Source organism: Stutzerimonas stutzeri (assembly GCF_024448895.1).
GTDB classification, from domain to species: Bacteria; Pseudomonadota; Gammaproteobacteria; order Pseudomonadales; family Pseudomonadaceae; genus Stutzerimonas; species Stutzerimonas stutzeri_Q.
Genome location: NZ_JAMOIC010000011.1, coordinates 12,358 through 31,859 on the forward strand (window position 1 = coordinate 12,358; position 19,502 = coordinate 31,859).

General features: G+C 60.8%; 21 protein-coding genes. 12 read left to right on the forward strand and 9 right to left on the reverse strand.

Translation table 11 applies throughout. From position 1 onward, the window contains the following. Positions 1 to 57: 57 nt before the first annotated feature. Positions 58 to 1,176 carry a branched-chain amino acid ABC transporter substrate-binding protein gene (locus tag NA619_RS14175; RefSeq protein WP_255962490.1) on the reverse strand — a complete coding sequence of 373 codons (1,119 nt, stop codon included), beginning with the start codon at positions 1,174 to 1,176 and terminating at the stop codon, positions 58 to 60. A 200-nt stretch (positions 1,177 to 1,376) separates the two neighbouring features. On the opposite strand from NA619_RS14175, the gene NA619_RS14180 reads away from it, so the two are divergent. Next, positions 1,377 to 1,694: a DUF2288 domain-containing protein gene (locus tag NA619_RS14180; protein ID WP_255962491.1), complete on the forward strand. Its 318-nt coding sequence runs from the start codon at positions 1,377 to 1,379 to the stop codon at positions 1,692 to 1,694. A 12-nt stretch (positions 1,695 to 1,706) separates the two neighbouring features. Here NA619_RS14180 and phnE (NA619_RS14185) read toward each other — a convergent pair whose 3' ends face one another. From phnE (NA619_RS14185) to NA619_RS14200, 4 genes are read right to left on the reverse strand one after another with little or no spacing between them, the layout of a single operon-like run. Next, positions 1,707 to 2,474 carry a phosphonate ABC transporter, permease protein PhnE gene (gene phnE, locus NA619_RS14185; RefSeq protein ID WP_255962492.1) on the reverse strand — a complete coding sequence of 256 codons (768 nt, stop codon included), beginning with the start codon at positions 2,472 to 2,474 and terminating at the stop codon, positions 1,707 to 1,709. Next, positions 2,471 to 3,304: a phosphonate ABC transporter, permease protein PhnE gene (gene phnE, locus NA619_RS14190; RefSeq protein WP_255962493.1), complete on the reverse strand. Its 834-nt coding sequence runs from the start codon at positions 3,302 to 3,304 to the stop codon at positions 2,471 to 2,473. The genes phnE (NA619_RS14185) and phnE (NA619_RS14190) overlap by 4 nt, the downstream gene beginning before the upstream one ends. Next, the gene (locus NA619_RS14195) at positions 3,298 to 4,110 is read right to left on the reverse strand and encodes a phosphonate ABC transporter ATP-binding protein (RefSeq protein ID WP_255962494.1); all 813 of its coding nucleotides are present in this window, start codon (positions 4,108 to 4,110) and stop codon (positions 3,298 to 3,300) included. The genes phnE (NA619_RS14190) and NA619_RS14195 overlap by 7 nt, the downstream gene beginning before the upstream one ends. 53 nt (positions 4,111 to 4,163) lie before the next feature. After that, the gene (locus NA619_RS14200; RefSeq protein ID WP_255962495.1) at positions 4,164 to 5,015 is read right to left on the reverse strand and encodes a putative selenate ABC transporter substrate-binding protein; all 852 of its coding nucleotides are present in this window, start codon (positions 5,013 to 5,015) and stop codon (positions 4,164 to 4,166) included. A gap of 208 nt (positions 5,016 to 5,223) precedes the next feature. On the opposite strand from NA619_RS14200, the gene NA619_RS14205 reads away from it, so the two are divergent. The 8 genes from NA619_RS14205 to NA619_RS14240 all read left to right on the forward strand — a co-directional run bounded on the left by NA619_RS14205 (position 5,224) and on the right by NA619_RS14240 (position 12,545). Further along, positions 5,224 to 5,418 (forward strand): hypothetical protein, encoded by a 195-nt coding sequence (locus tag NA619_RS14205; protein ID WP_255962496.1) that lies wholly within the window; start codon positions 5,224 to 5,226, stop codon positions 5,416 to 5,418. A gap of 193 nt (positions 5,419 to 5,611) precedes the next feature. Next, on the forward strand, positions 5,612 to 6,673 hold the full coding sequence (locus NA619_RS14210; protein WP_255962497.1) for a M4 family metallopeptidase: 1,062 nt from the start codon (positions 5,612 to 5,614) through the stop codon (positions 6,671 to 6,673). Beyond that, positions 6,670 to 6,993, forward strand: a complete 324-nt coding sequence (locus NA619_RS14215) for a protealysin inhibitor emfourin (protein WP_255962498.1) — start codon at positions 6,670 to 6,672, stop codon at positions 6,991 to 6,993. Before NA619_RS14210 ends, NA619_RS14215 begins: the two co-directional genes overlap by 4 nt. Before the next feature lie 65 nt (positions 6,994 to 7,058). Beyond that, the gene (locus NA619_RS14220) at positions 7,059 to 7,946 is read left to right on the forward strand and encodes an NAD(P)-dependent oxidoreductase (RefSeq protein ID WP_255962499.1); all 888 of its coding nucleotides are present in this window, start codon (positions 7,059 to 7,061) and stop codon (positions 7,944 to 7,946) included. Further along, the gene (locus NA619_RS14225; protein ID WP_255962500.1) at positions 7,943 to 8,725 is read left to right on the forward strand and encodes a hydroxypyruvate isomerase family protein; all 783 of its coding nucleotides are present in this window, start codon (positions 7,943 to 7,945) and stop codon (positions 8,723 to 8,725) included. The genes NA619_RS14220 and NA619_RS14225 overlap by 4 nt, the downstream gene beginning before the upstream one ends. Positions 8,726 to 8,851: 126 nt before the next feature. Beyond that, complete coding sequence (locus NA619_RS14230; protein ID WP_255962501.1) at positions 8,852 to 10,198, forward strand: spinster family MFS transporter; 1,347 nt, start codon at positions 8,852 to 8,854, stop codon at positions 10,196 to 10,198. A 132-nt stretch (positions 10,199 to 10,330) separates the two neighbouring features. Then, positions 10,331 to 11,596 (forward strand): Hsp70 family protein, encoded by a 1,266-nt coding sequence (locus NA619_RS14235; protein WP_255962502.1) that lies wholly within the window; start codon positions 10,331 to 10,333, stop codon positions 11,594 to 11,596. Between the two features lie 52 nt (positions 11,597 to 11,648). Next, a complete protein-coding gene (locus NA619_RS14240) occupies positions 11,649 to 12,545 on the forward strand; it encodes a CHAD domain-containing protein (RefSeq protein WP_255962503.1) in 897 nt (298 codons plus the stop codon). A 137-nt stretch (positions 12,546 to 12,682) separates the two neighbouring features. Here the strand turns inward: NA619_RS14240 and NA619_RS14245 are convergent, their stop codons facing one another. Then, on the reverse strand, positions 12,683 to 13,237 hold the full coding sequence (locus tag NA619_RS14245) for a peptidylprolyl isomerase (RefSeq protein ID WP_255962625.1): 555 nt from the start codon (positions 13,235 to 13,237) through the stop codon (positions 12,683 to 12,685). An 89-nt stretch (positions 13,238 to 13,326) separates the two neighbouring features. Further along, entirely contained in the window at positions 13,327 to 14,238 is a 912-nt protein-coding gene (locus NA619_RS14250; protein ID WP_272891775.1) for a LysR family transcriptional regulator, read from the reverse strand. Between the two features lie 65 nt (positions 14,239 to 14,303). Here NA619_RS14250 and NA619_RS14255 point away from each other — a divergent pair, with 65 nt between their 5' ends. Continuing rightward, entirely contained in the window at positions 14,304 to 14,639 is a 336-nt protein-coding gene (locus NA619_RS14255; RefSeq protein ID WP_255962504.1) for a 3-phosphoglycerate kinase, read from the forward strand. Between the two features lie 185 nt (positions 14,640 to 14,824). Beyond that, positions 14,825 to 16,168: a DEAD/DEAH box helicase gene (locus NA619_RS14260; RefSeq protein ID WP_255962626.1), complete on the forward strand. Its 1,344-nt coding sequence runs from the start codon at positions 14,825 to 14,827 to the stop codon at positions 16,166 to 16,168. Between the two features lie 66 nt (positions 16,169 to 16,234). On the opposite strand, the gene NA619_RS14265 is transcribed toward NA619_RS14260, so the two are convergent. Continuing rightward, positions 16,235 to 16,528: a hypothetical protein gene (locus NA619_RS14265; protein WP_255962505.1), complete on the reverse strand. Its 294-nt coding sequence runs from the start codon at positions 16,526 to 16,528 to the stop codon at positions 16,235 to 16,237. 158 nt (positions 16,529 to 16,686) lie between these two features. On the opposite strand from NA619_RS14265, the gene NA619_RS14270 reads away from it, so the two are divergent. After that, positions 16,687 to 17,055: a transcriptional regulator gene (locus tag NA619_RS14270; protein WP_255962506.1), complete on the forward strand. Its 369-nt coding sequence runs from the start codon at positions 16,687 to 16,689 to the stop codon at positions 17,053 to 17,055. Positions 17,056 to 17,095: 40 nt separating this feature from the next. Here NA619_RS14270 and NA619_RS14275 read toward each other — a convergent pair whose 3' ends face one another. Further along, the gene (locus NA619_RS14275) at positions 17,096 to 19,213 is read right to left on the reverse strand and encodes a glycoside hydrolase family 5 protein (protein ID WP_255962507.1); all 2,118 of its coding nucleotides are present in this window, start codon (positions 19,211 to 19,213) and stop codon (positions 17,096 to 17,098) included. Between the last annotated feature and the right edge of the window lie 289 nt (positions 19,214 to 19,502).

A 19,502-nucleotide genomic window follows, 5' to 3' on the forward strand; every position in this document is an offset into this window, starting at 1 on the left:
CAGCTAAAACAAAGCCCACAGCGGATGCCGTGGGCTTCGGGTCGGTTGGTTATAGGTTCACTTGGCTTCGGTCTTGGTGCCGTCCTGGTGCCATTCGTAAACCACGAAGTTGAAGTCTTTCAGGTCACCCTTCTCGTCGAACGAGAGGTTGCCGGTCGGCGTGTCGAAGGTGTTGCTGCGCAGCGCCTCGGCAACCTTCTCGGTGTCGGTGCTGCCAGCCTTCTCGATACCTTCGGCAATGACCTGAACGGCCGCGTAGGCCGGGAAGACGAACGGGCCGCTCGGGTCCTGCTTCTTAGCGGTGAACGCGTCTACCAGCTTCTGGTTGCGCGGATCCTGGTCGAATGATTTTGGCAGCGTGACCAGCATGCCCTCGGAGGCCGCGCCTGCGATGGCGGAAATTTCCTTGTTGCCGACGCCTTCAGGGCCCATGAAGCGAACGTCCAGACCTTTTTCCTTGGCCTGGCGCAGCAGCAGACCCAACTCAGGGTGGTAGCCGCCGTAGTAAACGAAGTCAATGTTCGCCTGCTTCAGCTTCGAGATCATCGAGGAGAAGTCCTTGTCGCCGGCGTTGATGCCTTCGAACAGACCGACCTTGACGCCTTTCTCTTCCAGGGTGTTCTTCACGGCAGTGGCGATACCTTCACCGTATTGCTGCTTGTCGTGGATAACCGCAACATTCTTCGGCTTGACGTTATCGGCGATGAAATTGCCGGCGGTCGGGCCCTGCAGGCTGTCCAGACCGATGGTGCGGAAAATCAGTTCGTAGCCGCGTGACGTGATCTCCGGGCTGGTGGACGCCGCGGTAATCATCAGGATGCCTTCGTCTTCGTAAATATCGGACGCTGGCTGGGTGGAGCTGGAGCACAAATGGCCCACGACAAAGCTGACTTCGTCGTTGACGATCTTGTTGGCAACCGCCACGGCCTGCTTCGGGTCGCACGCGTCGTCGTAGATCACACCCTCAAGCTGCTGACCGTTGACGCCCCCGTCCTTGTTGATCTGCTCGATGGCCATCTGGGCACCGATAAATTGCATTTCCCCGTACTGCGCGACAGCCCCGGTTACCGGGCCAGCCAAACCGATCTTGATATTGTCGGCGGCCAGCGTATAGCTCGCTACACCCGTCAAAGCGATAGCCATGAAAAGTTTGGAAAGACGCTGCTTGGTCTTCATATGCGCTCCACTTGCATCATTATTGTTTGGATCCTGCGGGCTGCAGTGTCGTTAAGGGCTAAACGTCCCCAAACGGTACGGCAACTGTACCGGCACAGTGTAGAAGCGTCAGCACCTGTTTGCACAGTCAGGAATTCCATCAGGTTGATGAGATTCACCCGAGCGCTATCATTGCGCCCTTTACGAGCCGGGTAAGACTCATGAGCGAAGATTCAAGCACTCTCTATGCCAAGCTGCTGGGCGAAACGGCATCGATCACCTGGCAGGAGCTGCAGCCATTCTTTGCACGTGGCGCCTTGCTGCGTGTGGCGAGCGAGTCTGATTTGATCGAAGCTGCCCAGGCTGTGGCTCAGGATGATCGGGAAAAGGTCGCCGCATGGCTGGCTGAAGGCCACCTCGCCAAGCTTGAAGCTGAGCAGGCCCAGGACTGGCTCGAGCGTGACCCCTCTCTCTGGGCTGTGGTCGTGGCACCTTGGGTACTGGTTCAGGAAAGGGCGGACAAGCCCAGCCTGCACTGAATAAAGTCAGTGCTATGCGCGAACCCAGTGCATTCGTGCCCAGCCGCTGAGCGCATCCACGGCCAGCACCATCACCAGCATGGCCAGGATGATCGTGGAAGCCTGAGCTTCCTGAAACAGGCTGAGGCTCATGTAGAGCATCTGTCCGAGGCCGCCGGCGCCGACGAAGCCAAGGACGCTGGCCATGCGGATATTGTTTTCCCAGCGATAGAGCGTGTAGGCCATCAGTTGTGGCCAGAGCATCGGCAGGGTGCCATAGCAGAACGCGCCGATCCGGCCGCTACCGGACAGCCGCAGCGCCTCGGCGGGCGCCGCAGGGGTATTTTCCAACGCTTCGGCGAACAGTCGTCCCAGCACGCCGGCAGTGTGCAGCGCCAGCGCCAGGGTGCCCGCGTTGGGCCCCAGGCCCGCGGCCAGAACCATGAGCGCCGCCCAGACCAGCTCCGGTATCGCGCGCAGCGCATTGAGAAGAAGTCGTGTAGTGCCCTTGGCGACAAGACCAAAGCGGCCGGACGCGGGCAGCGCCAGCAACAGGCCGAGCACGGCAGCCAATAGCGTCCCCATCGCCGACATCGCCAGGGTTTCAAGTGCGCCGCGGCCGATTGCCCTGAGGTGTGGAGGCGACAGATCGGGATCGAGGAAGCCTGAAGCATAACTGGCCATCTGTTGCATCCCGTCGCGGCTGAAAAGCGCTTTCGCTTCGAGCTGCAGGAAGGCAAATGAGGCGATTACGGCGGCGATCAGCAGCAGCGGCAGTGCGGCGCGCGAGAGCGTTTTCACACAAACCTCCTACGCAGCAGCTGACTGATCAGATCAGCCATCAGCACCAGCACCAGAAAGGTCAGCAGCATGCTCGCGACTTCGCCCCCGGCGAACATCCGCATCGACAGGTCCATCTGCTGGCCCAGACCGCCTGCACCGACGAAGCCCATCACCACCGATGCGCGGATGGCGCACTCCCAGCGGTAAACGGTGTAGGAGAGCATTTCGCCAGTTGCCTGCGGCAGCACACCATAGGCGAAAGCCTGCAGCCGTGAGGCCCCTGACCCGATCAATGCGCGGGTTGGTAACGGGTCGACCGATTCGAAAATTTCTGCGTACACCTTGCCCAGCATTCCGGCGTAGGTAATCGCGATCGCCAGCACCCCAGCGGTTGGCCCGAGCCCCACCGCTCTGACGAATAACAGCGCCCAGACGATCTCCGGCACGCTGCGCAGCACGATAAGCAAGCCTCTCACCGGCCAGCGCAGCGCCTGCGCCCACGGATCAGGGCGCCCTCCACGGCTGAGCGCCGAGACGGAAAGCGCGCGTGTCGCCAGCAGCGCGCAGGGCAGGGCGACTGCCAGCGCCAAAGCCATGCCTGCAGTGGCGATGGCCAGCGTTTCCAGCGTGGCGAGCAGCAGCAGACTAAGGAAGTCCTGGTCGTGCGCAGGTGGCCAGAATCCGGAAACGAAGGTGCCGACGGTGCCGGCATTGGTGCCGTCGAACAGCACGCCGATATCCAGTTCGCTCAAATGCAGTCCAGGCCACAGCAAGGCCAGCGCCAGCACGATCAAGATCAGGCGCGAGGTTGCAGCCGGGTCGCGTTGGGAGTGGACGGGGTTCAGCATCGCGGGATATGAAGGCTCTGGTCGACGCGGGGCAGTGGCTGGGGTTCGCCACTCAGCTGCTCGTTGGCATACAGCGCATCCAGCTCGTCGCGGCCCAGCTGGTCGGCGGCCTTGTCGAACAGGATCCTGCCGGCTCGCACGCCGATTACCCGCGGGAAGTGCTCAAGTGCCAGATCGACTGCATGCAGGCTGGCCAGCAGTGTCGCCTGCCGCTGCGAAGCGTCCCGGGTCAGCACGCCCAGCGAATGGCTGGCGAGCACCGGATCCATGGCCGAAACCGGCTCGTCGGCGAGAATCAGGTCGGGTTTCTGATAGAGCACACGGGCAATGCCGACGCGCTGCAGTTGGCCACCAGACAGTTGGTCGCAACGCTCGTAGAGCTTGTCTGCCAGATCCAGCCTGCTCAGCGCTTCGGATGCGCCGGTTCGGTCGAGCGGGTAGACAAGGCTGATCAGCCCGCGTGTCAGTGACCACTGGCCCAGCCGGCCGGCCAGCACCGAGGTGATGACTCGCTGCCGGGGAGGCAGTGGTGGCGCCTGATGAATCAAACCTATCCGCCCGCGCAGTCTTTGCCGCGCAGATACCGACAAGCGCCACGGGTCGCATTCGAGGACGCCGAGTTGACCTTCATGGGGCTGCAGATGGCTTGCTAGCAGTCGCAGCAGGGTCGTTTTCCCCGCGCCGGAGGGGCCGATGATCGCAACGCGTTCACCGTAGGCGATGTTGAGCGCCACGTCACGCAGCGCCGCCTGGCCATTGGCGTGGCGATAACCCACGCCATCGAGGATCAGCGCAGGCGCACGCATCTGCGCGTCCTGCTCTGAATGCAACCCACCGGCGGCGCGCAATGCGCCATGGGTCACTTCAGAAGGCCTGCTGCGCGAGCGGCTTCTTCGATGCTTTTGTAGTTTTCAGGGCGGGTCTCGATGAAGCGGCTGGCTGCCTGCAGATCGAGGATTGCCTTGTGTTCCGGATTGGCCGGATCGAGTGCCAGGAAGGCGTTCTTGATCCTGTTCGCCAGCGCCGGGTCTAGCGAGCCGCGCACTGTCCAGTTGTAGTCGTAGTACGGCGGCGTGGTGGAAATCACACGCACCTTGTTGGTGTCGACCTTACCGCTGGCAACGAGCTTGTCCCACACCGATGCGTTGAGCACCCCAGCGTCGGCCTTGCCCGCTTCGACCCAGGCTGCGGTGGCGTCATGTGCACCTGAGTAGGCGATGCGCTTGAAGAACTGCTCAGGGTCGATGCCGTCGCGCAACATGAAATAGCGCGGCATCAGGCTGCCAGAGGTCGACGATACCGAGCCGAAAGCAAAGGTTTTGCCTTTGAGGTCCTGCAGGGTCTTCACTTCGGGATCGGCGGTGATGAATTTGCTGGTGAACTGTTGATCCTGCTCGCGCTGCACCAGCGGAATCGCATCGCCGGTCTTCAAGCGGGTCTGCACGAAGGTGAAGCCGCCGAGCCAGGCGAGGTCGAGGCGATCTGAAGCAAGGGATTCGACCACCGCGGCATAATCGGAAACCGGCGTGAATTTCACCGGCATGCCCAGTTCTTTTTCGAGGTATTTGCCCAGCGGTTCGAACTTGCGGATCAGTTCGGTAGGGGCTTCGTCGGGGATGGCCGAGACGCGAAGGGCGTCGGCAGCTTGTGTTGTAGTAATAGACAGGGAAAGGGCAAGGCCGGTGACGGCTGCCAGAGTGCGCTTCAGCATTGTGGTTCTCCGGTTCAATAGCGGAAAAAGCGCGCGGATTATAGAGGCAGACGGTGTCCAGCAAGCAAGCGGCGTCTGGTGAGCCGCGGTCAGGGGCGCGGATGAGCCGAGATCAAGCCTGGGAATCAGCTGCCTATCGAACAACGATCCGTGATGCGTGTCTCACATTCACTAGAGTCCATACCTATACGGAAGAAGGCTGGCTGCCATGAACGAACAGCACGAACTGCGCAGGTTTACCTCGCTGCGAAAGCACGTAGACGAGCTTCTCTCCGAGGGTGCGGTAATCACCGACCGGGATCCCACTACGCTGGTATTCGAGGGACAGGCGTTGAAAGCCAGGCACGGAATGCTGGTTGGCCACGCCGACACTGACGAAGCCTCCAAGCCTGCACGGGACTGACCTGCCCACGCTGTGCATAGAGCGCGCCATAGCCATCCGGTCAACAGATCAGCGCCGACGCGGCTGAGGTAACCGAACGGTCCTGACGTGCTGCCTTATGGCTCATCGGCTCACGTGAGGATGTACCGAACGCCGATCAATCGTTGAGCTACGGCGATCCGGGGCGTATTCATGCTTGTAAAGAGGAGGCTCAATGTCCGATCGGACCTCGCACCATGGCTTCATTCCGCCTTATATCCTCAGCCGTATCATCGATAACGGCTCTGAGCGTCAGCGTGAGCGGGCGCTCGGCACCCTGACCCATGTACGCAATCTTCTGCACAATCCTGGCCCGCCCAACCGGCAGCCGATGGCCAGCGTGCTGCCTGAGCGTGGCCGGCCAGGGGAGCCGCGACGCAGCATTCACGATGCCCAGCAGCAAATGCTGCTACCCGGTGTCCTGGCGAGGATCGAAGGTCAACCGCCGGTGGCCGATGCGGCGGTGGATGAGGCCTACGATGCGCTGGGCACGACCCATGAGTTCTTCTGGCAAGTGTTCGGACGGGATTCGATCGACAACCACGGCTTTCCGCTGATTGGTACGGTGCACTACGGCGTGGGTTACGAGAATGCCTTCTGGAACGGAGCGCAGATGGTGTTCGGCGATGGTGACGGCGAGATCTTCAATCGCTTCACCCTGTCGCTGGACGTCGTGGCTCATGAGCTGGCACACGGCATCACCGAGAGCGAGGCGGGCCTCGTCTACTTCAATCAGTCCGGTGCGTTGAACGAGTCGGTGTCCGATGTGTTCGGCGTGCTGGTCAAGCAGTTCAGCCTCAAACAGACGGCCGATCAAGCCGACTGGCTGATTGGTGCCGAGCTGCTAACCGACAAGGTGCGAGGTTCGGCCATGCGCTCGATGGCCAATCCGGGTACGGCCTACGACGATCCGCTGCTAGGCAAGGACCCGCAACCCGGCCACATGCGCGACTTCATCGAGACTCGCGACGACAACGGCGGCGTGCATCTGAATTCCGGCATCCCCAATCGCGCCTTCTATCTTGCGGCGACTGCCTTGGGCGGTTACGCCTGGGAGAAGGCCGGGCATATCTGGTACGACACCCTGTGTGATCAGCGTTTGGCCAACGATGCGGATTTCGCCGCCTTCGCCCAGTTGGCAGTGGATAAAGCTAGCGCGCGCTTCGGCCAAGGTAGCGGTGAGGCGCTGACGGTGGCCCAGGCCTGGAGAGATGTGGGCGTGCTGGAGGCCTCATGAAAAAACTTCCGACGCTGGGCAGCGACGCCACCGTCCGCTTATCCAGGCAGGGTGGTTTTGCGATGATGCAGGCGCTGAGTCGTCCGCGTGAGATCGACTTTTCCGCCTGCAATGACCAACAGCGCGGGCAGATCTGCACCGTGCTTGAAGGCTGCCTGCCGCTCGCGTCGGACAACAGCGGTCAAGGTGATCGCCGTTACTACCAGATTGAGCTGCGCTTTCGGGAAAACGATCGCGAGGACGAGATGGTCCTCCAGGTGCCTGAAGAGCAGGCGCCCGGCGAGCTGGTCAGGCTCTGGGACAAAGGCGAAGTGCTTTGATGCAGGCTTGGCCGCCGGCAGTGCCGGGGCGCTAGAATTCTGCTCTGCCTTCAAGGAGCCCCTGCATGTCCGAACTGCCATCCATCGCCTTTGCCGGCATCGGCCTAATGGGCCTGCGCATGTGCCGCCGCCTGCTTGCCGCGGGCTTCCCGTTGACGGTATGGAATCGCTCGCCAGATAAATGTGCCCGGTTGGTCGAGGCGGGTGCACGTCACGCCGGCAGCCCTGCGGAGCTCTGTGCCCATGCGGACATCGTTCTGCTCTGTCTGGCTGACACGGCGGTAGTGCGTGAGGTTGTATTCGGCAGGACAGGCATCGTCGAAGGGGCACGGGCGGGGCAGTTGCTGGTTGATCATTCCAGCCTGGAACCGGCCGCAACGCGCAGCATGGCTGCAGAGTTGGAGGCGCGAAGCGGCATGCGCTGGGTCGATGCGCCGGTCTCCGGTGGGACTGCGGGTGCAGAGGCGGGCAGCCTGGCGATCATGGCCGGCGGTCGCGGCGAGGACGTCGGACGGGTTCGGCCCGTGCTGGCGCATCTGGGCCAGCGTTTGACGCATATGGGAGCTGTTGGCGCCGGGCAGGTGACCAAGGCCTGCAACCAGATGATCGTGGCCTGCAACGCGCTGGTAATCGCTGAGGTCGTGGCGCTGGCCGAGCGCTCCGGTGTCGATGCCAGCCTCATTGCTCCCGCGCTGGCCGGAGGATTCGCCGACTCCCGACCGCTGCAGATCCTGGCGCCGCAGATGGCCCTTAGCGAGTTCGAGCCGGTGAAGTGGCACGTGCGCACCCTGCTTAAGGATCTCGACACCGCAGTTCAACTGTCCCGAGAAGAGGGTAGCGCTACGCCGATGACCGGCCTTGCCGCGCAGTTGATGCGCCTGCACGGCAGTCAGGGCAACCTGGGCAAAGATCCATCGACGCTGGTAAACATGTTTCGGGAGCAGGACAAATGAAGATCGCCGCCAACCTTTCCATGCTATTCACCGAATTGCCCCTTGCCGAGCGAATCATGGCGGCGCGTGTTGCCGGATTTGATGGCGTCGAGATCCAGTTTCCCTACGAGCTGCCAGCTATACAGCTGAAGGAATTGCTCGAACGTGCCGACCTGCCGCTGGTGCTGATCAACCTGCCCGCTGGAGACTTCATGCAAGGAGGTGCGGGGCTGGCAGCGGTCCCGGCGCGGCAGGCGGCGTTCGATGCCGCCCTGCAGGAAGCGCTTGCCTATGCTGCCATGGCAAGACCCGGATGTGTGAACGTGCTGCCCGGGCGCCTGGAAGAGGGCGTCGCCCGAGAACAGGCCTTGCAAACCCTCGCGGACAATCTGCGCAAAAGCGCCGAGGCGTTTGCCCTGCTCGGCATCCGGGTCGTGTGCGAGGCGATCAACCCGCTGGACATGCCTGGCTTCCTGATCAACACCCCTGAGCATCTGCAGTCCTTGCTGGCGCGTGTCGATCACCCCAACTGCCAGGCGCAGCTGGATCTCTACCATATGGCGCGGCAAGGTCTGGACGTGGCTGACGGCATCCGCTTGCTGGGCGAGCGTATCGGTCATGTGCAGTTCGCCGATCACCCGGGCCGCGGTGCACCAGGAACTGGTGCGGTGGCGTTCGGTCCTCTCATCGAAGCGCTACGGGATGTCGGGTATGCAGGTTGGCTGTCCGCCGAGTATCACCCCGACAGCTCGAACACCGCCGCCGGGCTCGGTTGGCTGAAGGAGTGGCAACAGCGCTGAGCCGTTGCATCGTCCGGCATAAGCACAGGTGATGGTGACAGACAGGCGAGCCATAGAACTCTAGAGTCAGCTCCGAGCATCGGTCGCCCGGCGACCGGCCTATAACAATAAATCGAGAGCGACGTCATGCAGCCATCCACCCAAGCCGCGAACGCCTGGCGCGTCCTGTTTCTGCTATTTCTGGCCAACCTGTTCAACTTCTTTGACCGCACCATTCCGGCCATCATCGCCGAACCGCTGCGCCTGGAGTGGAACCTAAACGACTTCCAGCTGGGCCTGATCGGGACCGCGTTCACCATCGTCTATGCGATTGCGGGGGTGCCGCTGGGGCGGATGGCCGATATTGGCTCGCGTCGCAAGATCATGGGCTGGGGGTTGACGGCCTGGAGCGGGTTAACGGCCGTCAACGGGCTGGCCTGGAACTTCTGGTCCTTCCTGCTGGTGCGCATGGGCATCGGCATTGGTGAAGCCAGTTATGCACCTGCCGCGAATTCGCTGATTGGGGATCTGTTCCCAGCGCACAAACGTGCCCGGGCGATGGGCATCTTCATGCTCGGCCTGCCATTGGGTCTGCTGCTGGCGTTCTTCACCATCGGCTCGATGGTCGAGTACTTCGGTAGCTGGCGCGCACCGTTCTTCATTGCGGCGGTGCCAGGGCTGGTGCTGGCGCTGTTCATCTTTTTCGTCAAGGAGCCACAGCGCGGCGCCGCAGAAACGGTGAAGGTGTCACAAGCGCGCGTGGAGCAGCCGATCCGCAAGGTTCTGGCAATCCGCACCTTCTGGTGGTTGGTGATGGCCGGGCTGGCGTTCAACTTCGCCACCTATGCCTGTAACGCATTCATGGTGCCGTTGCTGATGCGCTATCACGCGGTGCCGCTGGTTGAGGCATCTATCGCTACCGGCGTCATTGTTGGATTGACCGGTCTGATCGGCCTGACACTGGGCGGTTGGGTGGCTGACAAGATCCATCAGCGGTTTGCTCGTGGCCGGCTGATCTTCGCCGCAGTGAGCATGCTCATTGCCACTGTCCTGACCGGTTATGCGCTGTTGGCTGGCCGTATCGAAGTGGGTGTGTTCGTCGCGGTGTTCAGCATTGGCTGGTTGTTCTCATACAACTTCTACACCTGCGTTTACACCGCCATTCAGGATGTGGTCGAGCCGCGGTTGCGGGCTACTGCCATGGCGCTGTTCTTTGCCGGCCTGTATCTGCTGGGCGGCGGCATGGGTACCGTCGTAGTGGGGCTGCTGTCTGATCATTTCGCCGAGTCGGCCATGCTGGCCGCAGGCGCCAGCGAAATGAGCGAAGTGTTCCGTGCTGAAGGTCTGCATGGTGCGATGTATCTGATCCCGGGCTCTCTGTTACTGACCATGGTGTTCCTGTTCCAGGCGTCGCGCACTTTCTGCCATGACGCCAAGCGCATGACCGACGGCATGACCGACTCAGCCGCTGCAGCCGAGGCGGCGCTGGCCTGAGTGATCGACACCGCGGCGGCCTGACGGCGCCGCGGTATGTGCGAGCATTTCGAGCAGCAGGCGACGATTGGCCAGCATTTGCCGGCAGGCTCGCATAAACTGCGCGGCCGTTTTTGGTAGTCCGGACCGCCCATGCACAATCCGTCTCCCGCCCGCGCCTGCGGCATCGACTTCGGTACCTCCAATTCCACCGTCGGCTGGTGGCGCCCGGACAGCGAACCGCTGATCGTGCTCGAAGATGATCAGCACACCCTGCCATCGGTGGTGTTCTTCAACTCGGAGGAATGCCGTCCGGTATACGGCCGTCTGGCCCTGTCCGAATACCTCGAAGGCTATGAAGGACGGCTGATGCGCTCGCTCAAGAGTCTGCTGGGCTCGAAGCTGCTGAAGAGCGAAACTACTGTGCTTGGCAGCGCCATGCCGTTCAAGGAAATCCTCGGGTTGTTCCTGGGGACGCTCAAGCAACGCGCCGAGACCGAGGCCGAGCGGTCATTCGATGAAGTGGTGCTGGGGCGTCCGGTGTTCTTCGTTGATGACGACCCGCAGGCTGATCGGGAAGCTGCGCAGACCCTGGCGGCGGCAGCCAACAAGATCGGCTTCAAGGACGTATCGTTCCAGTACGAGCCCATCGCGGCGGCATTCGATTACGAATCTCGCATCGAGCGCGAAGAGCGCGTGCTGATCGTCGACATCGGTGGCGGTACGTCAGATTTTTCCATCGTGCGACTGTCCCCTGAGCGCCGTCAGATCGATGACCGGCAGGAAGATATTCTCGCCACCTCAGGCGTGCACATCGGCGGTACCGACTTTGACAAGCAGCTCAGCCTGCAGGGCGTCATGCCGCTATTCGGCTATGGCAGTCGCATGAAAAGCGATGCGCCGATGCCCACCAGCACGCACCTCAACCTCGCCACATGGCACACCATCAATGCGGTCTATGCACCCGCTTCGCTGCGGGCGTTGCAAAGCATGCGCTACGACATCGTCGATCCGACCGGAATCGACCGCCTGTTCAGCCTGATCGAGCAGCGCGCCGGCCACTGGCTTGCGATGCAGGTGGAGCACGGCAAGATCGAACTGACCGAGGGTGATCGCTACCTCATCGACTTCGCGCGTATCGAGGCCGGTCTTCAGGCGAGCCTGTCTCGGGACGGTTTCGAAGCGGCCATCAATCCACTGCTCGAACGAATCCGTGGCAATGTCAGTCAATTGCTGGTCAGCGCCGGGTTGCAACACGAAGACATCGATACGGTGTTTTTCACCGGCGGTTCCAGCGCGATTCCAGCGTTGCGCCAGAGTATTGCCCGGTTGCTGCCCAATGCGCGCCACGTCGAAGGCAATCGCTTCGGCAGTATCGGCAGCGGTTTGGCCATCGAGGCGAAGAAACGCTACGGTTGATTCCCGCGACTGCCCCTTCGGCAAGCGGCGCGGGCCAGTTCGGGGAGTAGTCATGGGTTACAAGTTGCGTCCTAAGGATCCTGCCGAAGAAATCCGCAAAGTGGCCCGGCAGGGCATCGATAAAGCCATCGAGGCGCTGAGCGTTTCGCCCACCGAGCGCGCAGAGGGTGTGCATCAGGCGCGCAAGCGTTTCAAGGAATTGCGCGCGCTGCTGCGATTGGTCCGCAAGCCGTTGGGCGGCGACTTCAAGCATGAAAACCAGCGCCTGCGTGACTTGGGTCGAACGCTCGCCGAGTCGCGTGACGCAGCAGCGATGCTGGAGAGCTGGGATCTGCTGGCACAGCGTTTCGCAGAGCCCTTCGCTGAAGACGCGTTCAGGCTGGCCCGGCGTCGCCTCTATGATCGCGCGCGGCGGGGAGAGGCAGATACCAGTGGCCTTGATCAACGCATCGATGAGGTGAAAGCCGAGCTCAAGTCATTCCGTGAGCGCGTCGAGCACTGGAACCTGGCCGCCAGCGGTTTCGATCTGTTCGCTACTGGAGTCAAACGCACCTATGCCGATGGCTGCGCCGAGTTGGCCAAGGTGCGGGTCGATCTGAGGGACGCGCAGCTGCACGAGTGGCGCAAGCGAGTGAAGGATCATTGGTACCAGACGCGGCTACTGACGCCGGGCTGGCCGACATTGATGCAGCTGCGTAGCGACACTCTCAAGCGTTTGGCTGACATGCTCGGTGACGATCACGACCTGGCAATGATGCAGCAGCTGATGCACAACCAGCCTGAGCTGTTTGGCGAGCCCCTGCAGCGTGAACGGCTGGATGTGATGATTGCCGAACGCCGTAGCGAGTTGCAGAGCGGTGCGCTCAAGCTGGGAAGCGAAATCTACGTCGACGCGCCGGACGAGATGGTGGCGCGCTGGCGCCGCTATTGGGATGGCGTGCAACACTGACCAATTCCGCTCGCGGCGTTTTTTCGGTCACGCGATCTCGCTGTCGATGCCCAGCTCGCGACTCATCAGCTGCAGGTCAGCCTTGAGCTGGCAAGCCGGGCGGCCATCCGCCGCCCGGCTCCTTTCCTACTGACCGCTTAAAGCTTTTTCGCAGAAACGATCTTTACCGGAGTCAGCGGTACGTTCTGCATCATGCTGCGGTTGCCGGTCGGCACCTGGGCGATCTGGTCAACCACATCCATGCCGCGCACCACCTTGGCGAACACTGCATAGCCGAAATCGCGCGTGCCGTGGTCGAGAAAATCGTTGTCACGGTGGTTGATGAAGAACTGGCTGGTTGCCGAGTCGACGCTTTGCGTGCGGGCCATGGCCAGCGTCCCACGCACGTTGTGCAGGCCATTGTCGGCCTCGTTCTTGATCGGCTCGCCGGTCTTCTTCTGGCCCAGGCCTTCGTTGAAACCACCGCCCTGAACCATGAAACCGGGGATCACCCGGTGGAAAACGGTGCCGTCATAGAAGCCGCTTTCAACGTAGCTGAGGAAGTTGGCCACACTGATCGGTGCCTTTTCGGCTTCCAGCTCGATTTCGATTTCGCCCATGCTGGTGTTGAGCAGCACATGCGGGTTCTCTGCAGCAAGCAGGTTGCCAGCGAGCAGTAGCGAACAGGCGGCGAGTACGAGTCGTTTCATGATGCGTTCCTGGTTGAGTAAGTCTGGTCTGCCCGTTCGTGCGGGCTGGATGAATGGCGCCCGGTCAGGCGTTCAAGCAATGATTGGCTGATTCAACCGGGGCGAACGGGCGATTGCGTCTGGGCATCGTACGTTCTGATCAGGTCGATGAGAATCTGCGTGGCCGGTCCAAGCGGTTTATCGGGGTTAGTGTAAAGGTAGAACAATGGCCGACGGACGCTGCCCTGGACCAATGGCAATGGTTTGAGCGCGCCTTCATCGAGCTCGCGCGTGATCATGTGTCGGGGCAGCCAGGCAAAGCCCAGCCCACTGCTGACAAAGGCGGCCGAGGTGGCGAGGCTACCCACGGTCCAACGTTGTTCGGCACCCAGCCAGCCACTGTCACGCGGTTGACGCTGACCGGAATCGCGCACTACCACCTGCATCTGACTCTGCAGGTCCTGAACGCTGAGCTTGCGCTGCAACTGATGCAGTGAATGGCCGGGGTGGGCGACGGCGATGAATTCGACGGTGCTCAACTCCTCACCGAGATAGCCGGTGATATCCAGGCCGCTTATTGCGAGGTCTGCCGTGCCGTCCTTGAGTACATCCTCGACTCCGGAGAGCACCTCCTCGCGCAGCCGCACCCGGCAGCCGCGGCTCTTCGGCATGAAGGCCGTCAGCGCGCGTATGAGTTTTGCGCTGGGGTACGCGGCATCCACGACCAGGCGCACTTCGGCTTCCCAGCCCTGTTCCATGTGATACGCCAGTTCTTCGAGTTGACCGGCCTGATTGACCAACTGCCGGGAGCGGCGCAACAGCACCTCGCCTGCATCGGTCAGCACGGCTTTACGGCCGTCGATACGCAGCAGCGGTACGCCCAGTTGCTCCTGCATGCGTGCAACGGTGTAACTGACCGAGGACTGGGAGCGATGCAGTATCTCGGCGGCCTGGGCGAAACCACCATGGTCGATGACCGCTTGCAGCGTTCGCCATTGATCGAGGGTCACACGTGGCACTTTCATTCCATTGTTTTCCTGTCGCGTCTGTCTGATACGCTGGCACGCCTTCACGAGGAGCCTGCACAAAAATGAAAAGAATCTGCATCGCCGCGCTCGTTTCGCTCGCCATCATCCCACTGAGTGCTCTGGCCGTCAGCTATCCAGTGGAGCTGGAGCAAGAGCTCAACGGCACGGAAGTGCTGGCTAGCACGGAGACCATAGATCGCGACATGGCAGGGCTGGTGCTACAGAACTTCGGCGATCGACCGGTCGAATGCACCGCGGTCTTCCGCAACGGACCAGAGGTGCCACGTACCCGGCGTACAGCTCTTGCAGCCGGCGAGCGCAAGCCGATGACCGCCAAGTTCAAGCGCGATGTGATTCGCTTACGGATCAAGCTGACCTGTGAGCCGCAGCAACCCTGAGTGTAGGCAATCGGCGCTGCCTACTGCTCCTTCGATATATGCTGGCCTGTCCAGGCGAGCCGTGCCTGTACATTCCTCAGTCGACATGAGCCAGCACGTCAGGTTGCGCTGCACAAAGCCGCAACTCCGGCGGCTGGACGCGTTAATCTATGCGACGTTTTTTCGATCTGCTTGAGGTGTCACCCTTGTTTGACCAATTCGCCCTGCATGAACGCCTGCTCAAGGCGGTCGCCGAACTCAAATTCGTCGAGCCGACACCCGTGCAGGTGGCGGCTATTCCTCCGGCCATCGAAGGGCGGGATCTGCGAGTGACGGCGCAGACCGGCAGTGGCAAGACCGCGGCGTTCGTGCTGCCAATGCTCAACCGGCTGATCGGTGATGCGGTGGTGCGTACCGACGTACGCGCGCTGATCCTCCTGCCGACCCGCGAACTGGCTCAACAGACCCTCAAGGAAGTCGAGCGCTTCTCGCAGTTCACCTTCATCAAGTCGGCCATGATCACCGGCGGTGAAGACTTCAAGGTGCAGGCAGCCATTCTGCGCAAGGTACCGGACATTCTCGTCGGCACGCCAGGGCGGATGATTGAACACCTCAACGCCGGCACCTTGATTCTCAAGGACGTGGAGCTGCTGATCCTCGATGAAGCGGATCGCATGCTGGACATGGGCTTCGCCGACGACGTGCAGCGCCTGGTTGGTGAATGCGGCAAACGCCAGCAGACCCTGCTGTTCTCAGCCACCAGCGGTGGCGCGGCATTGCGCGAGATGACCGCTGCGGTTCTGCGTGACCCTCTGCATCTGCAGCTCAATCGCGTCAGCGAGCTCAATGAAGGCACCCGTCAGCAGATCATCACCGCAGAAAACACCGAGCATAAGGAAAAGCTCATCCACTGGCTGCTGGCCAACGAGACCTACAAGAAAGCCGTGATCTTCACCAACACACGGGTACAGGCAGATCGCCTCTACGGCCGGCTGGTAGCCGAGGGCGTCAAGGCGTTCGTGCTACACGGCGACAAGGACCAGAAAGATCGCAAGCTGGCCATCGACCGGGTGAAAGAGGGCGGTGTGAAGGTCCTCGTCGCCACTGACGTTGCAGCGCGCGGGCTGGATATCGAAGGGCTGGATCTGGTGATCAACTTCGACATGCCGCGCTCGGGCGATGAGTACGTGCATCGCATCGGCCGTACCGGTCGCGCTGGCGCCGAAGGCTTGGCCATTTCGCTGATCTGCCATAACGACTGGAATCTGATGTCCAGCATCGAGCGCTACCTCAAGCAGCGGTTCGAGCGCCGGGTCATCAAGGGTTTGAAAGGCAGCTATGGCGGCCCGAAGAATCTGAAGGCGTCGGGCAAAGCGGCCGGCACCAAGAAGAAAAAAGACGACAAGAAAAAGGTTGCGGACAAAAAGGCCAAGCCAGCAAGCAAGCCGACCGCCAAGCGCCCGAAGAATGCCAAGCGTGAGGCGCCTTCGGAGCTGGTGAGTCAGGACGGTATGGCGCCGCTACGGCGCAAGAAACCGGCCTCCGAGTAATGCATCAAAAAAGGGTAGCGCCACGCTACCCTTTCTTTTTACCCCTTCAGGTTCGGACCAGCTGAATCAACGCTCTTTCGCAGGAGCAATGTCGGCATCCTTTTCCGCCTGCTCAACCTGCTTCAGGCGCTTGTCGTAGGCTTCGCACTCATCGCCAAGCTGCTCAGCGGTCCTTTTGACCTCGATCTCCCTCAGTTCTTCGTTGATCTCTGCTGCTCGTTTCGGATCGTTCTCGGTCAGCTGATTTACGCGTTCGGCCAGTTCTTCAGCCTTTGCGTTGACCTGGTCCGTGGTGCATTGCGCGAATACCGGCTGGCTGGCCAGCAGTACCGCCGTAAGGGGAATCATCAGGTATTTCATGGGTGCGCTCCTTCTCTGGGCATGAACGGTGGATCACCACCGAAGCGCTTTAGTTCAGCCCTTGCGGGATGCACGCGATCGAACCATGCCTCCCTGCGCGGGGTCGGAATAGCAAGAGCCATCGTCCCTGAGCGATGGCCAGCAACGGGAGAACGGACATGACGTATGACTGGGATCTGATGCTGCGCCTGCTACTGGAAGCGCAGAAACCCGGCAATGAAGCCTTCGCGCCTCGCCAGTATGCCGACGAACATGCGCTGGCCATGGAGGAGGCGGGCAAGCCAATGCCAAACATGGATTCGCTCAAGGCTGAAGCGCAGAACTATGAAAGCCTGTTGTTCGAGGGTGGCTTCATGCTCACGCGCCCGGAGGAAGAAGGGGGCAACGGAGAAAATTTCGTTCTGACCGAACGGGGTGCGCGTCTGCGGAAAATGCTTGAAGGCGAAACCACGCATCGTCAGCGTCTGGATGAGAAGGGCGAAGCTGCACTCGTGCCCGAGGTCTTCGACGGACTTGCTGCGGGCTGACAAAAAAACGCCCCTCTGATGGAGGGGCGTAGCTTGTGGGTTATCGCAGCGGGCCTATCGTTCCGCACGACTTGTTCGCCGCATGCTTGAGCAGCACTGGCAACTGAGGCCGTGACTTGCCGCTCTTCACGTCCAGTGCCAGAGCATACTCACCCCACCAGGGACCACCTGCCCAGTAAGTGCTGGGGATGCAGTTCTGGTTCAGATACTTCAGCAGGTTGTCGGTAGCGACAATGGCCGAGGGTGAGAAATCAGGTGCTCCGTGCTCGCCGATGAATCCGCGCAGCTTGTACTTGCTCAGCCACTCCACGAAGGGCTTGGCGCGTTTTACGCCCTCCATCGGGTCATAGACGGCCTTGGCATCTTTGTACTTTCCGGAGTAATCCGCGTCGAGATACAGGTGCGCTTCATAAACCAGATTGTTCTTGGCATCGCGCATCCACGGATCGCTGATCAGCTGGATATTGTGCGAGGGCCAATGAAAGGCGCTGGACCAGCGATCACCCGCCACGTAGATCCAACGTTGTGAGTCGACCTTGCGGATAGCCTGTGCGGCAGCCAGAGCAGCGGCGGGCCATTTGCCGTTAGTAGCGTGCGGCTCGTTCATCAAGCCATAGCCGTAGACGGCTGGATGGTTGACGACCTTGCGGGCAATACGGGTCCAGCTGTCAGCGAAGGCAGTAATAGGTACGTCCTGGGATGCGATCAGCTTGTTGTAGTAGCGGTAGTAGTTGTGCATATCCAGGATGACCTGAATGTTGTGCTTCTTCGCATGATCCAGAGCTGTCATCAGGCGAGTCACTTCGGCGCTGTTGAGGTCTGTGTTCAGCTTCGGCTGAATCCGCTCCCAGCGAAACGGTAGCCGTACCAGTTTCATGTTCAGGTTGGCGTAGCGCTTGAAGTCGGCTTCGCCCGGGTAGATGTAGTGGATGGTGTACTTGCCAGGCAGAGCATCGCCGGCACCGAACTCCGCACCGGCGAGGTTGATTCCGATCAGGTTGATCGGGTTGGAAGGTGCCGCATCAGCGGGGCTGGTGGTGTTACCCGTACCGGCCGCTGGCTGGCTGTTGAAGCCGGTGCTGCTGACCGAAATGGTGCGTGGGTAGCCAACCTCGCTGCCGTTGACCTGAGCACCATCCAACAGGACGGTCATGTTCCCGCCGAAGCGATAGGTCGTTTTGACTGTGCGGATCTGGCCATTAGCAAAGCGAACCTGTGCGCCTTTATGAAAGGCCGCTCGGTTGGCTTCAGTGTTCTGGATCGAGATGCCTGGCGAGCTCAGGTAGATACCACCTAGGAAATCTTTACCATTGAACGAGTTCAGCGCGACCGTCATGGACGGCTTGTGAGCAGGAGTGCTTGGGGCGCTGACAACCGGTGCGGCGGGTGCGCTTGGTGCCGCAGGAGTGCTTGGGGTGCTGGGCGCAGCAGTGGACGGCGTCGCGGCGTAGAGCTTGTTCGGGTGGCCGAAATTACCACCGAGGTTGCCACCGGCCAGCATCACGCTCATGTTTTTGCCAGAGGTGTAAATGGCCGTAATCTTGCGGACCTGTCCATCGTGCAGCTTGACGGACGCGCCGGGTTTGAATGCCGCGGCATTGGCACTGTTGGCCGGAATCGAGAAGCCGGCGGATTTACGCCAGACTCCGTTCAGCCAGTCATTATTCGTGTAGTTGTTGATGGCGCTGCTGTGAGCGGAGTTGCTGACGCTGGCTGCTGGTTTTGCAGCGGGCGATACGGCCGGAGCCTGTACTTGGCCGCTCGACAACGCGGCTACTGAATGTGGATAGCCGGTTTTCGACGCGTTGAGTGTCGAGCCTGACAACACTGCACTCATGTGAGCGCCCGAGAAGTACACGGCTTTGATGGAGCGTACCTGCCCGTCCGCCAGCCTGACTTGGACGCCTTTCTTGAATGCCGCCTTGTTTTGTGCGGTGGCCGGAATCGAAAAGCCAGCAGACGCTCGCCAAGTACCTTTCAGCCACTCGGTCGTGGTGAAGTTATTAACCTGAGCGCTTGCAGCGATATTGATAGTTGCTGACGAGGCAGTTGCTGCGTGTACCTGATGGGGGACGAGGGTCAATCCAATCATGGCACTCAGCAATGCGAGGCGCAGAATGCCGCGAGGCGACGCAGTGTTTGCGGTGTTAACGGACATAAGATCTCCGGAGACTTAATACTACAAAGGGCTTTCAACCCTTTAAAAAGTACGGAGGCGTTCCGGAGCTCATACGCTAGCGAGGGCACCGATCTATAACGCCACCAAGCAACACGAGATCGACATACGGCCGTCGGCATCGCGTGGATAGCTTTATATAGATCGATTATTAATTTTTGAAGTGAAATTGGCGCCATTAAAAGAACACGAAATTCAAATAGGCGCTGAAACCGCTATATGGCCACTATTTAATATCATTTGAATATTAAAGTGCCTCTATTTATTAAGT